Here is a 13,541-nt window from a genome sequence, read left to right on the forward strand (position 1 = left end):
AGCCGGTGAACACGTCCTGACGCCCTACAAAGGGCGCGGCAAGCCAGAGTCCCAGAAGGAGGCCAACCGCGCCCACGCACGACTCCGCGGACCGGGAGAGCGAGCAAACGCCCAGCTCAAAGCATGGAGGATCCTACGCAAACTGCGGTGCTGCCCCTTCCGCGCCGGCCGCATCGCCAAGGCCGTCCACACCCTCCACCTCCGCGAAACCGCATCACGTTGAAAAAGCCTCACTGAGCTATGCACAGAACCTCGCCGTCAAGCCGGAGCGGCCCGAGGGGTGGGGTCTCGATGTCGACGGCTCTGAGGAACTCTGGTTCGACGGTCTGCAGGCGGCGATTGCGTACGCTCAGTCCGAAGAGCTGCGCGAGATCGACGCGGGAGCATCACGCCTCTTCCAAGTTACTGCCCAGGTCGTGACCAACGAGGTGATCCTCAAGGACGTGCGCCGCGGCATGAATGCTGTCGCGACCGCCACACGCTGATCATCGCTCGCGTCCGGGTGCGGAGTCGGACAATCGCCAGGTCGCTCTTCCCCGCAGATGGACCATTGCGGCTCGCTCATCAGTCGATCGCCCGCCCTGGTCCACACAAGGGCGCTCTTCTGCGGACGGTGGAACGACCCCGGCAGAACGGGTGCGCTGTCGGGTCTGAGCGCCGTAGGTGGCGGTTTCTACCGGTCAGGGTCGGCTGCTTGACGGGGTTGAGGGACTCAGGCATGCAGGGTGGGCCGGTAGACGAGCTCTTGGATGTGGTCGTCGAGCGTCCGGTGCTCGATCAGTTCGAGGTCGAAGTCGGCCGCGCCCTCGAAGATCGGGTCCAGTCCGGTCCGACCGGTGATCACGGGGAAGAGCGTCACCTGGACGCGGTCGACCAGGCCGGCGGCCATGAGCGCCCGGTTCATCGACAGGCTGCCGTGCGAGCGCAGCGGCACCTCGGACTCCTCCTTGAGCCGGGCGACGACGTCGACGGCGTCGCCGCTCACGACGGTCGCGTCCGGCCAGTCGAGGGCTCCTCGCAGTGTGCTCGACACCACCGTCGCCGGTAGGTTCCGCATCCGGGTGACCCACGGGTCACGCACCTCGGACTCCTCGGTGCTCGAAGCCAGCATCCGCGCGAACGCCCGATAGGTGTTGGCCCCGAAGACCATCCGCTGCTCCTCGCCGTACAGGGCGAGGCGGTGGTCGAGGAGTTCGGGGCCTTGCTTGCCCCAGTAGCCGGTCCAGCCGCCGCCGGCGGCGCCGAAGCCGTCGAGGCTGGAGAAGACGTCGAATGTGTAGGTAGCGGTCATGATGCTCTCCTCGCGTGCGGTTGATGGCGGTGATACAGACTGGGGACCACGGCGAGACTCATCGCCCCTGGACTCCTGAAGTCCGGGCGTCCCGGATACGGCCCGGCCGGCCGGTGGCGTGCGGCCTGGAGTTTGAGCGTTGATCATCCAGCCGGGTTGCGGTGTCGCGCTCCAGCCTGATCGGTTTGGCCGGTGGGGAAGGTGGCCTGGACGACGAGACCGCCACCTGGGCGCGGGAGCGCGCTGAGGGTTCCGCCATGCGCGAGTGCGATCGCGTGCACGATGGACAGGCCGAGGCCGTGGTGCCCGTCGCCGCGTGCGGACCGGTCCAGCCGCTGGAACGGTTCGAGCAGCCGGGCCACCTGCTCGGGCGGGACGACCGGGCCGGTGTTGCTCACGCTGAGCACGGCTTGGCCGTCCCGCGATCCGGTCGCCACGTCGACGCTCCCCCCGGGCACGTTGTACCGCATGGCGTTGTCGACGAGGTTGGCCACGAGACGTTCGACCAGGGCGGGGTCACCTGCGGTCGTGGCGGGTTCGATCCGCGGGTACAGGCGCGGGCCGTCGGACGGCTCCGGCCGGGCCGCCAGGACCTGGTCGGTGAGCGCGGCGAGGTCCACCGGGACGCGGCCGTCCAGGCCCCGCTCGCTGGTCGCCAGCGTGAGCAGGGACTCCAGCAGCCGTCCCTGCTGGACGCTGATCGTCAGGATCCGCTCGAAGGCCGTGCGGAACGCCTCGACGGTCGGCCGGCGGTCGGTGAGCGTCTCCTCCAGCAGCGCGCGTTCGAGCGTGAGGGGGGTACGGAGTTCGTGCGCGGCGTTGGCGACGAAGCGCTTCTGCGAGTCGAGCGCTGCCTCCAGGCGCCCGAGCAGGCCGTCCACGGTGTCGGCGAGGTCCTTGAGTTCGTCGCGGGGGCCGGTGAAGGACAGCCGCTCATGCACGTTGCGCGCCGAGATGCGCTGCACGGTGGTGGTCATCGTGCGCAGCGGGCGCAGTACCCGTCCCGCGACGAACCAGCCGAGCGCCAGGGAGACCAGCAGCATGATCGCCAGTGCGATCCCGGACTGGACGGCGAACTCGCGCAGCAGCGCATCATGCTGCTGCTCCAGCATGCGCATCGGATCGCGCGTGCCGGGATTCATGCGGGCCAGCCGATACCGGCAGTCCTCCTTGTCGATGCCGGCGCACGGCAGCAGCACCTTGAAGACCGTGTTCCTCCGGACGAGCAGGAACGTGATGGCCAGCAGGGCCGCGCCGGAGGCGGTGAACAGCGCCCCGTACAGCAGCGTGAGGCGCATCCGGACCGTCCGCGGCGCCTTGCGCATGAGCGGCCTCATATCCGGTAACCGCTCTTCGGGACGGTCTCGATCACGGGCGGGGATCCCAGCTTGGCGCGCAGGCGGTTGATCGTCGCCTTGACCGTGGTGGTGAACGGGTCCGCCGCCTCGTCCCAGACGCGTTCCAGTAGTTCCTCGGCGGAGACGACGCGCCCTCCCGCGGCGAGCAGGTACTCCAGCACCGCCAGTTCCTTGGGGCTGAGCGCCAGGCGCAGCCCGGAGCGGGTGGCGAGGCGCTGCGCCGGGTCGAGCCGCAGGTCGCCGTGCTCCAGGATCGGCGGCAGCGCCGGCTGGGCCCGCCGGCCGAGGGCGCGGATCCGCGCGACCAGTTCGGCGTAGGCGAACGGCTTGGGCAGGTAGTCGTCGGCCCCCAGGCTGAGCCCTTCGACCCGGTCGGCGATGGTGCCCGAGGCGGTGAGCATCAGGACCCGGGTCCGGCGGCCCGGCCCGGCCACCAGCGCGCGGCAGACGTCATCGCCGTGCACGCCGGGGAGGTCGCGGTCGAGGACGACCACGTCGTAGTCGGTCACGGCCGTGCGGTCGAGCGCGGCCCGGCCGTCGAGCGCGACGTCCACCGCCATCCCCTCGCGGTGCAGGACCCGGGCCACGGAGTCGGCCAGCTCCGCGTGATCTTCGGCCACCAGCACTCTCATCGCCGTCAGCGTGCCCGATGCCCGGTCACAGCCGCGTCACAGCCTCTCGCACCGTCATGTGACCGCCCCTTCTCTAGAAATGGCCTCGTCAGCCATACCCCTCGGAAAGGGGAACGATGAACAGGGGCTCCATGTTGCTGGCCGTCTCGGCCGCCGCCCTCGCCCTGACCGCCGCGGGATGCGGTGGCTCCGGCGACTCCACGACCACCGCGTCCGGCGCGAAGCCGGCCGCCACGGTGGACCAGGGGGTCAAGCACGCGCAGTGCATGCGCGACAACGGCCTCCCGGGCTACCCCGACCCCGACCAGGGCGACGAGAGCACGGCGCAGAACCTTCCGGACCGCGACTCACCGGAGTTCACGAAGGCGCTGCGGGCATGCCAGTCGCTGGAGCCGCCCGAGAAGCGGGCCGGTACGCCGGAGAACGCCGAGCTCCAGCAGAAGATGCTCAAGTGGGCGCAGTGCATGCGCACGAACGGCGTCCCGAACTTCCCCGACCCGCAGAACGGGCGCGTCCGGGTGAAGAAGGGCACCATCGACGGCGACTCACCGCAGTTCGAGAAGGCCGTGCAGGCCTGTCGCCACCTCGAGGCCGGCAGTACCGGCAAGCGCCCCGGCGGCTGAGGGAGACGGACTCGATGAGCACCGAAGTGACCGAACCGGGCCTGAGGACGCGAGGCACGCCCGCCCGGCCGCGGCGGCGGAACAGGCGCCGCGGAATACTCGGCGGCGTCGCGCTCGCGGCCGTGGCCGCGGTCGGCGGCGTGGCTCTCGCCGTGACGGGCCCGTACGGCGACGACGGCGAGCCCGCCGTGAGCGCCGGCACCGGGACCTCGCTTGCGGCGGTCCAGGAGGGCCCGCTCTCCTCGCAGGTCAACCAGAGCGGGACGCTCTCGTACGCGGGCGGCGCCGACGGGACCCCGTACCCGGTGGTCAACCAGGCGAAGGGGACCTACACCTGGTTGCCGGCGGCGGGCACCCAGGTCGACTGCGGCGAGACGCTGTACAAGGTCGGCGAGAAGCCTGTGATCCTGGTCTGCGGAAGCACGCCCGCGTACCGGGACCTGGCCGTGGGCGACGACGGCAAGGACGTCCGGGCGCTGAACAAGACCCTGGTGGACGCGGGCTACGCCGACAAGTCCGACGTCGATTCCGAGTGGGACCACTTCGGCTGGGGGACCGCGGCTGCCCTGGAGAAGCTCCAGGACAAGCGCGGCGCCGACGTGACGGGCAGGCTGGACCTCGGCCAGGCGGTGTTCCTGCCCGGTCCGCTGAGGATCGGCACGGTGACGGCCGGGAACGGCACGAGCGCGGGGCCGGGCCGTCCGATCATGGAGGCGGCGTCGAACCGGCGCGAGGTGATCGTGAAGCTCGACCCGTCCCAGCAGTCGGCGGTCAAGAAGGGCGCCCAGGCGCAGATCACGTTGCCGGACAACCGGACCACGTCCGGCGTGGTCAGCCGGATCGGCACGGTCGCGGCGTCCTCCGAGAAGGACGACTCCGGCTCGGGGCCCGCCACGCTCCCGGTCTACATCGCGCTCAAGCACCCGAAGGACGCCGGAACCCTCGATCAGGCACCGGTCCAGGCGCAGATCACCACGGGCGGTGTCAAGCAGGCGCTGATCGTGCCGGTGACCGCGCTGATCGGCCAGGCCGGCGGGGGATACGCGGTCGAGGTCGCGGCGGGGGACACCGGCCGGACCCGGATCGTGCCGGTCACGCTGGGACTGTTCGACAACGCCGGCGGACGGGTGCAGGTCTCCGGTGCGCTGACGGCCGGTGACCGCGTGGTGGTGCCGTCGACATGAGCGAGAGGAACGTCCTCGAACTGGAGCGGGTCACCAAGACCTACGGCACGCAGCCCCCCGTCCACGCGCTGCGCGGCGTGAGCTTCACCGTGCGGAGCGGGGAACTGGTCGCGATCGTGGGCCCGTCGGGGTCGGGCAAGTCCACGCTGCTGCACATCCTCGGCACGCTCGACCGGCCCAGCGACGGCACGGTACGGATCGACGGGGAGGACGTCGCGTCGCTCACCGACCGCCAGCTCGCCCAACTGCGGGCGCGCAGCATCGGCTTCGTCTTCCAGCAGTTCCACCTGTCCGAGCACACCACCGTTCTGGAGAACGTCGCCGACGGGCTGCTGTACGGCGGCGCAGGCCGCGCCGAGCGGCGCGAGCGCGCCGCCGAGGCGCTCGTCCGGGTCGGGCTGGAGGACCGGGCGGGCTTCCGGCCGGGCAAGCTGTCGGGCGGGCAGCGCCAGCGCGTGGCGATCGCCCGCGCCCTGGTCGGCCGCCCGGCCATCGTGCTCGCCGACGAGCCGACGGGCAACCTCGACAGCGGGACGGGCGCGGCCATCATCGAGCTGCTGCACGAGCTCAACGCCGGCGGGGCGACCATCGTCCTGATCACGCATGACAGCGGGCTGGCCGCCCAGGTGCCCCGGCAGCTGCAGGTCCTCGACGGGCGGATCGTCGCCGACAGCGGGGCGCGTTCGATGGAGGGCGTATGAGGCTGTCCGACCAGATGCGCGTGGCGAGCATCGGAATCCGGGCCCGCCGCCTGCGGGCAGCCCTGTCCGCGCTCGGGATAGCGATCGGCACCGCGGCGATCGTGGCGGTGCTCGGGCTGTCCGCGTCCTCCCAGGCCGGGCTCCTGGCCCAGATCGACCGGCTCGGCACGAACCTGCTGACCGCGAACACCGGCCAGTCGGTCGCCGGCGAGAAGGCGCAGCTCCCGGCCGCCGCGCCGCTGCGGATCTCCCACCTGCCCGATGTCGAGCAGGTGGCGCACGCCGGTGCCCTCGACGACGCGAACGTGTACCGCAGCCCGCTGATCCCGGCGGTCAACACCAACTCCCTGCGGGTGCGGGCCGCCAGCCTCAACCTGCCCGAAGTGATCGGAATCGGCGTGGCGCAGGGCCGCTGGCTGAACACCGCGACCGAGCGTGGGCCGGTGACGGTGCTCGGCGCGCTCGCCGCGCGGCGCCTCGGGATCGAGCGCGTCCACCCCGGGCAACGGATCTGGCTGAAGAACCAGTGGTTCTACGTCGCCGGCATCCTGGAGCCCGCGACGCTGTCGACCGACATCGACACCAGCGCCCTGATCGGCTACCCGGCCGCGGAGCGCTACCTCGGCTACACGGCCGTCGACCAGGGCAAGGCGGTGGCCGGGCCTCCGACGACGGTGTACGCGCGGGCCCGGATGGACAGGGTGGACGCGGTGCAGGGGGTGCTCGCGCAGACCGCTAACCCCGAGTCGCCCGGCGAGGTCGACGTCGGCCAGCCGTCCGAGGCGCTCACCGCGCGAGCCGCCGCGGAGGGCGCGTTCAACAGCCTGTTCCTCGGACTCGGGCTGGTGGCGCTGATCGTGGGCGCGGTCGGGGTCGCCAACATCATGATCATCTCGGTGCTGGAACGGCGCTCGGAGATCGGGCTGCGCCGGGCGCTCGGCGCGACCCGGGGACACATCCGCACCCAGTTCCTGTCCGAAGCCGTCATGCTCGCGTTGCTCGGCGGGGCGGCCGGAGTCGCGGCCGGGGTGCTGACCACCGCGGTCTACGCGAACACGAAGGGCTGGGCGGTGGTCATCCCGGCCCAGGCGTGGGCGGGCGGGATCGGCGCCGCGATCGTGATCGGCGCGATCGCCGGCCTGCTGCCGGCCCTCCGAGCCGCCCGCCTCTCGCCCACCGAGGCGCTGCGCACGCTGTGAGCGCCATGCCGCCATGCGTTGCGTTCGTCCAGGTCCGATCGGACGCGCTCGACGTGTGGCGGCGCCGCCCGTCACCACCGCGCTTCCAGGGCTCCCTTGCCTGGGGGGCGGGTGGGCGGACGGTGTCCGGCGGCACTGCGCCGGACGGGCGGAGGTCACTGCGCCACGGGCGTGAGGGCGTCCGCGACCCGCCTGGTGACTCTCCGCCCGATCACAGCGAGGAGCTTGCGCGGGCGCCTGGGCATCAGGTGTGCCATGGCCAGGTTGCCGCGGCCGGGCACCACGTAGCCGCGGTCGCGTTCAAGGGCGCGGAGCGCCGCGGTGACGACCTCTTCCGGGGTGCTCATCTTCGCCCCGATGGCGGCCTCCTTTGAGCCGACCACGTCGAAGAACGGGGTTTCGACCGGGCCCGGGGCCACGGTCAGCACCTTCACGCCGGTGCCGCGCAGCTCGCTCCAGAGAGCGAGGCCGAAGTTGAGCACGAAGGTCTTGGAGGCGGCGTAGGTCGCGAAGTAGGGGGAGATGGTGAACCCTGCCGTGGAACCGATGTTGACGACCGCGCCCGAACCCCGGGCGAGCATGCCCGGCAGGAGCGCGTGGGTCAGGTCCACGAGGGCGACGATGTTGACCATCAGCTCGTCGTGCTCGCGTCCGGGGGCGATCTGCGCGAAACGTCCGGCCGTTCCGAAGCCCGCGTTGTTGACCAGCAGATCGATGGTGAGCCCGCGGGCAGTGAGCTCCCCGGCCACCCGGTCGGCGGCGTCGGGGGCGGAGAGGTCCTGGCTGACGACCTCCGCACGGATGCGGTGGCGCGCGGTCAGCTCGTCGGCCATCGCCTTGAGCTTGTGCTCGGTGCGCGCGACGAGCACCAGATCGTGCCCGGTGGCGGCCAGTCTGCGGGCGAACTCGGCGCCGATCCCGGAGGACGCACCAGTGATAAGAGCGGTCTTGTTCATGATTTCCCTCAATCTGCATCGTGGCGATGTGTCTCAGAGATTAAGTGCAACAGACCGTATCAGATAGAAGCGTTTACGGGTCAATGCTGTAGCCTCCACTCCATGACTGCGACGAGCGGGCGACGCCTGCGCGCGGACGCCGAGCGCAGCATCCGCGCGATCATGACGGCGGCGGAGCGGCTGCTCAGCGAGAACCCGGCGGCCACGATGGAGCAGATCGCCGAGGCCGCGGGGGTCGCCAGAACGACCGTCCACCGCAGGTTCGCCAGCCGGGAAACGCTGATCGAGACCATGGAGACCACCGCCTGGCGGGAGATCGCCGAGGCCGTCGACGCCGCCCGCCCGCACACCGCCCCGCCGCTGGTGGCGCTGCACCAGGCGACCGCCAACATCCTGCAGATCAAGTCGGGCTGGCGCTTCACGCTGGCTCGGCCGGTGCCGCTGGCGGCAGGGGCACAGGCCGCGCAGGCCGAGGTCATGGGCAAATGCGAGCTGGTCTTCACGCGCGCCAAGGAGTCGGGCATCCTCCCCGCCGACGCCGACGTGTCGTGGATCAGGCGGGCCTACCTCGCGCTCCTCGCCGAAACGGCGCACGGCTCCCGGTCGGGAGACCCGGCCCCGGCGGGCTCAGGTGCGGCGGCCGACGCCCCAGCGCCGAACGAGACCTCCGACGACCCCGACGCGCTGTCCTCCCGATTGATCGACACACTTCTCTACGGCGTCGCCGGCAACTGACCACCGGCACATCGCCCGCGGCAAGGCCGCCTGATCGTCGCGGTCGGCTTCGCGGTGTTGTTCTCGGTTTGAGAATGACTTACCCTTTTGGTGTCGGCGTGGCGACATGAGGAGGGGATCATGGCGGACATCCAGCGGCGGCCGTTGCTGCGGCACCTGCGCGGAGCGCCCACCACCTACGTGCGGCATCTGCGGCGCGGCAGGACCGTGCACGAGGGTGTGGGCGTGTCCTTCTGGTTCCGGCCGCTGAACGCCGTCATCAGCGAGATCCCGGTGGACGACCGCGAACTGCCGATGCTCTTCCACGTCCGCACCTCCGACTACCAGGACGTCAGCGCGCAGGCCACGGTGACCTACCGGATCGAGGACCCGGTGCTGGCCGCCCGCCGGCTGGACTTCGCGATCAGCCCGGACACCGGCGCCTGGCGGTCGGCCCCGCTGGACCAGGTCGCGACCATGCTCACCGAGATCGCCCAGCAGTACGTGCTGACCCTGGTCACCGGGATGCCGCTGCGCGAGGCGATCACCACCGGCCCGGCCGCGATCCGGGACGCGGTGACCGATGGCCTGGCCGGGGACGGGCGGCTCACCGACATCGGGGTCACGGTCGTGGGGGTCCGGGTGGTCGCGGTGCGTCCCGAGGCCGAGGTGGAGCGGGCCCTCCAGACGCCCGCGCGCGAGCAGGTCCAGCAGGAGGCCGACCGCGCGACCTACGAGCGCCGCGCCGTCGCCGTCGAACGGGAGCGCGCCATCGCCGAGAACGAGATGCAGAACCAGATCGAGCTGGCGCACCGCGAGGAGCGGCTGGTCGCCCAGCGCGGGGTCAACGACCGCAGGCGCGCGGAGGAGGCCGCGGCCGCCGCCTGGGTCGCGGCGGAGGCGCAGGCGGAGCGGAACCGGCTGGACGCCGCCGTCCAGGCCGACGCCCGGCGGGCGCTCGGTGCCGCCGAGGCCGAGGCCAACTCGGCTTACCTGGCCGTCTACCGGGACATGGAGCCGTCCGTCCTGCTGGCGCTGGCCGCCCAGGCGCTGGCCGAGCGGCTGCCGGAGATCGGGCAGCTCAACCTTTCCCCCGACGTGCTGACCACCGTCCTGGGCGGGCTGGCCGCGCCCTCGTCCGACGGGGGCGGGGCGTGACGCTGGCGCCGCGCGCGGTAGTCGTGCACCGCCGTACCGAGTACGAGGAACTGCTGGCGCGGCACGGCAGCCGTGGCCAGGCGGAGTTCTTCCTGCGCTCGCGCGGCCGCGACATCGGCGGGGTGGCCGCCGCGCACGAGGCGACCGCCGCCGCGCTGGCCGCGGTGGCGGCGGCGATCCCGGTCTCCTGGCGGCGCGGGCTGGTGGAGCGGGCCGACCTGGACCGGTTCTTGTTCGCCCCGGACGACGTCGTGGTGGTGGTCGGGCAGGACGGTCTGGTCGCCAACACCGCCAAGTACCTGGACGGGCAGCCGGTGGTCGGGCTCAACCCCGATCCCGCCCGCAACCCCGGCGTCCTGGTCCCGCATCCCGTCGAGGCGTGCGCCGACCTGCTGCGGACCGTGGCGGACGGCGGCGGGGCGCGCGAGGAGCGGGTCATGGCCAGGGCCGTCACCGACGACGGACGGGAGCTGACCGCGCTCAACGAGGTCTACGTCGGTCACCCGGGCCACCAGTCGGCGCGCTACCGGCTCGCCCGCGGGGACGAGGCGGCCGAGCGGCAGTCCTCGTCGGGCGTTCTGGTCGCGACCGGGACCGGCGCCACCGGCTGGTGCCGGTCGGTCCGGCTGGAACGCGGCAGCGGCCTGCCGATGCCCGGCCCCGCCGAGCCGTCCCTGGCCTGGTTCGTGCGCGAGGCGTGGCCGTCCCCGGCGACCGGCACCTCCCGCACCGAGGGACGGCTCGCCGGGCGCGACACGCTGGACCTGGTCTGCGAGAGCGACGGCCTGGTGGCCTTCGGCGACGGGATCGAGGCGGACCGGCTGACCCTGTCGTGGGGCCAGCGGATCGCCATCGGCCTGGCCCCCGGCAGGCTGTCCCTCGTGCGCTGAGCGCCCTGGCCGGGTGTCACCGGTTCATCCACAGCTCCTCCGGCATCAGTGACCCGAGGCCGTACATCCTGGCTCCGTGGACGTTCCCGGCGGTCTCGACGGCGGGTGCGGTGCGTGTGACGGGGATCTGGGGGACGAGTGCGGCCAGCCGCTCCTGCGCCACCGTGTAGGCGGCCTTGCGCTCGTCCAGCGATGTCGACAGGCGCCCCTTGTCCAGTGCCGCGTTCAGCCGCGGATCGTTGAGCCCGGACATGTTGGCGGTGGATCTGCCGTGGTAGTTCGCCCAGAGTTGCGGCTCGGGATCCACCATCATGGTCGAGGAGATGACCATGTCGAAGTCGCGGGCGGCGTAGATCCTGCTGGTGTCGGCGGAGTCGATGGTCTTGATCTTGACTTCGACGTTCCTGAACGCGCTGAGCTGCGTCTGGAGGCTCTCTGACAGTCCCTTGGCCTCCGAGGTGGCCTGGGCGCTGAAGGTGAAGGAGAGCCGTTTGCCCTCGCCGGCCAGCTGGTCGAGCAGACGCTGCGCGAGTTGCCTGTCCTGCCTCGCCAGTCTGATGTCGGTGTAGAACGGCGAGGAGCGTTCGAAGAGCCTGTCGGCACGCTTGCCCTTGCCGTTGTAGACGGAGAGGTTGGCCGCGTCGAGATCCAGTGCCGCGGCGACGGCCTGGCGTGCCCGCAGATCGTCGAAGGGCGGTCGGCGCGTGTTCATGACCACGCCCTGGCCGCCGCTCAGCGGCATGACCTGGGTCGGGAAGCCCGCCTTGCGCGCCTTGTCGATGGTCTTCCAGCTGGTGTCGATGCTCACGTCGACGCCGCCGCTGGTCAGGCTGCTCAGCCGCTGCATGCTGTCGGGCGTGGCGCGCAGCACGATGCGGTCGAGGTAGGGCTTGGGCGGGTCCCAGTACCGGGGGTTCTTCACGAGCTCGAACTTGTCGTTGCGGGACCACGATTTCAGGATGAACGGGCCCGCGCCGACCGGGGCGGCGTCGAAGGCGCGCTGGCCCTTCGCCAGCGCCTTCGGCGACGCGATCCAGTTCATTCCTCCGTTGACCAGCGCGTGGGCGTAGTTCGGGACCGGCATCCTCAGCGTGACCTTCAGCGTTCTGGCGTCCACCACCTCGGTCGAGGCGATGAGCGCCGCCTCCCTGATCGAGGACGAGGCGGTCGCCGGGTTCCGGAGCCGGTCCCAGTTGAACTTCACGGCCTGCGCGTCCAGCGGGCCGCCGTCGGTGAAGGCCAGGTTCTCGCGCAGCGTCAGCGCGAAGGTCCTGCCGTTGTCGTCGCTGGTGAAGCTCTCGGCCATCTTGTAGTCGATCCGGCCGGTCTGCACGTCGTTGGCCATCAGCGTCCCGTACAGGGCATTGCCCAGGACGGCGTTGAACGCCCAGGCGTTGGACATGGCGGCGGGGTCGACGCTCCGCGGCTCGCTGTACATGATCACCCGGGCGGTGCCGCCGAGCACCGGGTCGCCGGCCGGCCCCCTGGTGGTGATGGCGGACGATCCACTGCACGCGGCCGTGGCCAGTGCCACGGCGGCCGCCAGTGCCGCGGTCGGGAAACGTCTGGTCGGGGGCACCATTGATCTCTCCTCAGCGCTCCGGGGTGGGAGGGGCGGTCGGTCGTGCCGGAGGTGGTCGGATCGGCGCCGGGGTGCTCACCGGGCAGGGGTCGGCGCGAGCACGGTAATGAGGATGACCGGTCACAAGAACAGTATTTCCGGATGTGAATAAAAACAAGTTGTAATTTGGAGAATGGGCCTCTACGATTCGCGCATTGCTCTTTTCGGGGCATCGGTGTGCCCGCGGCCTCTGATCAGGGGAAGCGCCAGAGGCGGATCGTGCCGCTGCCGGTGGCGCTGGCCATGGAACGGCCGTCCCGGGAGAACGCCAGCGCGTCCACGCTGTCGGTGTCGACGGTCAGCGTGGCGAGGGACGCGCCTGTCCGCGCGTTCCACAACCGGATGGTCTTGTCCTTGCTGCCGGTGGCCAGCGTGCCGCCGTCGGGGCTGAAGGCCAGGGCCTCGACGTAGCCGGTGTGGCCGCGCAGGGTCCGGGTCTCCCGCCAGGTGCGCGTGTCCCACAGGTGGACGACGGCGCCGGGGTCGGTCGAGCCCGCGAGCATCGTGCCGTCGGGGCTGAAGGCCAGAGCCATGGGCGAGTGACCGCGGTAAAGCTCCGTGAGCGAGCGGCCGGCCGCGGTGTCCCAGACCCGGATCGGACCCCTGTACGCCTTGCCGCCCGCGAGGAGCCGTCCGTCCGGGCTGAAGGCCAGGTGGTTGAGGCCGTCGTCGAAGGCCGTACCGATCTTGCGGCGGGTCCTGACGTCCCAGAGTTCGGTGGCGCCGTCGCGGGCGGAGGCGAGCGTGGCGCCGTCGGTGGTCAGCGCCAGCGCGTAGGCGTCGCCGGGGAGGTCGATGCGGCCGGTCGTCCGGCCGGTGGCCGGGTCTGCCAGCGCGATGTGGGTGTCGACGGCGCCGGCCACGAGCCGGCCGTCGGGGCTGAGCACGTCGGCGCCGTAGTCGAGCACCTCGGGCATGTGGACGGGGTTGCCCTGGCCCGTGGACAGATCCCAGTTCCAGAGGGTCCTCAGACCGGCGGCCAGCAGCCTCCGGTCGCCGTCGACGAACGCGATCTGCCGGACGGCGATCGGGTCGCCGACGAGCACGGTCGGGCTGGGCGTGCCGGTCGGGGTGAACGGGGCCGGCCGCTTCGCCGGGGCGCCGTCGTCCGGGCGCGACAGCAGCAGCGCCGGGGCGGTGGCGGCCGCCTCGGCCGCGGTGGCGGCGCGCGCCCCGGGGAGTAGGGCGCGGCGCGGGACCCGGCGCGGGACGCG

General features: G+C 71.7%; 14 protein-coding genes. 8 read left to right on the forward strand and 6 right to left on the reverse strand.

Features of this window, described 5'->3' with window-relative positions:
- Positions 1 to 223: transposase family protein (locus ACFPZN_RS54230; protein ID WP_378292923.1), on the forward strand; the 223-nt coding region annotated here is incomplete at its 5' end.
- A 489-nt stretch (positions 224 to 712) separates the two neighbouring features.
- On the opposite strand, the gene ACFPZN_RS54235 is transcribed toward ACFPZN_RS54230, so the two are convergent.
- The 3 genes from ACFPZN_RS54235 to ACFPZN_RS54245 all read right to left on the reverse strand — a co-directional run bounded on the left by ACFPZN_RS54235 (position 713) and on the right by ACFPZN_RS54245 (position 3,281).
- Entirely contained in the window at positions 713 to 1,291 is a 579-nt protein-coding gene (locus tag ACFPZN_RS54235) for a dihydrofolate reductase family protein (protein ID WP_378292925.1), read from the reverse strand.
- Between the two features lie 143 nt (positions 1,292 to 1,434).
- On the reverse strand, positions 1,435 to 2,616 hold the full coding sequence (locus tag ACFPZN_RS54240; RefSeq protein WP_378292927.1) for a sensor histidine kinase: 1,182 nt from the start codon (positions 2,614 to 2,616) through the stop codon (positions 1,435 to 1,437).
- 8 nt (positions 2,617 to 2,624) lie between these two features.
- Positions 2,625 to 3,281, reverse strand: coding sequence for a response regulator transcription factor (locus ACFPZN_RS54245; RefSeq protein ID WP_378292929.1), 657 nt, complete (start codon positions 3,279 to 3,281; stop codon positions 2,625 to 2,627).
- A gap of 116 nt (positions 3,282 to 3,397) precedes the next feature.
- On the opposite strand from ACFPZN_RS54245, the gene ACFPZN_RS54250 reads away from it, so the two are divergent.
- Genes ACFPZN_RS54250 through ACFPZN_RS54265 form a run of 4 tightly spaced genes read left to right on the forward strand, consistent with a single transcriptional unit; the run spans position 3,398 to position 6,988 of the window.
- The gene (locus ACFPZN_RS54250; RefSeq protein ID WP_378292931.1) at positions 3,398 to 3,904 is read left to right on the forward strand and encodes a hypothetical protein; all 507 of its coding nucleotides are present in this window, start codon (positions 3,398 to 3,400) and stop codon (positions 3,902 to 3,904) included.
- A 14-nt stretch (positions 3,905 to 3,918) separates the two neighbouring features.
- The gene (locus ACFPZN_RS54255; protein ID WP_378292933.1) at positions 3,919 to 5,088 is read left to right on the forward strand and encodes a peptidoglycan-binding protein; all 1,170 of its coding nucleotides are present in this window, start codon (positions 3,919 to 3,921) and stop codon (positions 5,086 to 5,088) included.
- Positions 5,085 to 5,789 carry an ABC transporter ATP-binding protein gene (locus ACFPZN_RS54260; RefSeq protein WP_378292935.1) on the forward strand — a complete coding sequence of 235 codons (705 nt, stop codon included), beginning with the start codon at positions 5,085 to 5,087 and terminating at the stop codon, positions 5,787 to 5,789. Before ACFPZN_RS54255 ends, ACFPZN_RS54260 begins: the two co-directional genes overlap by 4 nt.
- Positions 5,786 to 6,988 carry an ABC transporter permease gene (locus ACFPZN_RS54265; RefSeq protein ID WP_378292937.1) on the forward strand — a complete coding sequence of 401 codons (1,203 nt, stop codon included), beginning with the start codon at positions 5,786 to 5,788 and terminating at the stop codon, positions 6,986 to 6,988. Before ACFPZN_RS54260 ends, ACFPZN_RS54265 begins: the two co-directional genes overlap by 4 nt.
- A gap of 155 nt (positions 6,989 to 7,143) precedes the next feature.
- Here ACFPZN_RS54265 and ACFPZN_RS54270 read toward each other — a convergent pair whose 3' ends face one another.
- Entirely contained in the window at positions 7,144 to 7,944 is an 801-nt protein-coding gene (locus ACFPZN_RS54270) for an SDR family NAD(P)-dependent oxidoreductase (protein ID WP_378292939.1), read from the reverse strand.
- Between the two features lie 102 nt (positions 7,945 to 8,046).
- Here ACFPZN_RS54270 and ACFPZN_RS54275 point away from each other — a divergent pair, with 102 nt between their 5' ends.
- From ACFPZN_RS54275 to ACFPZN_RS54285, 3 genes are all read left to right on the forward strand, one after another.
- Positions 8,047 to 8,679 (forward strand): TetR/AcrR family transcriptional regulator, encoded by a 633-nt coding sequence (locus ACFPZN_RS54275; protein ID WP_378292941.1) that lies wholly within the window; start codon positions 8,047 to 8,049, stop codon positions 8,677 to 8,679.
- A gap of 120 nt (positions 8,680 to 8,799) precedes the next feature.
- Positions 8,800 to 9,816, forward strand: a complete 1,017-nt coding sequence (locus tag ACFPZN_RS54280; protein WP_378292943.1) for an SPFH domain-containing protein — start codon at positions 8,800 to 8,802, stop codon at positions 9,814 to 9,816.
- Complete coding sequence (locus tag ACFPZN_RS54285) at positions 9,813 to 10,706, forward strand: diacylglycerol kinase catalytic domain-containing protein (protein WP_378292945.1); 894 nt, start codon at positions 9,813 to 9,815, stop codon at positions 10,704 to 10,706. Before ACFPZN_RS54280 ends, ACFPZN_RS54285 begins: the two co-directional genes overlap by 4 nt.
- Positions 10,707 to 10,722: 16 nt before the next feature.
- Here ACFPZN_RS54285 and ACFPZN_RS54290 read toward each other — a convergent pair whose 3' ends face one another.
- The gene (locus ACFPZN_RS54290) at positions 10,723 to 12,288 is read right to left on the reverse strand and encodes an ABC transporter substrate-binding protein (protein WP_378292947.1); all 1,566 of its coding nucleotides are present in this window, start codon (positions 12,286 to 12,288) and stop codon (positions 10,723 to 10,725) included.
- A gap of 233 nt (positions 12,289 to 12,521) precedes the next feature.
- Positions 12,522 to 13,541 (reverse strand): WD40 repeat domain-containing protein (locus ACFPZN_RS54295; protein WP_378292949.1); only part of this gene is annotated, 1,020 nt, incomplete at its 5' end.

The sequence above is a fragment of the Actinomadura rugatobispora genome, from assembly GCF_042656285.1.
Taxonomy (GTDB): domain Bacteria; phylum Actinomycetota; class Actinomycetes; order Streptosporangiales; family Streptosporangiaceae; genus Spirillospora; species Spirillospora rugatobispora.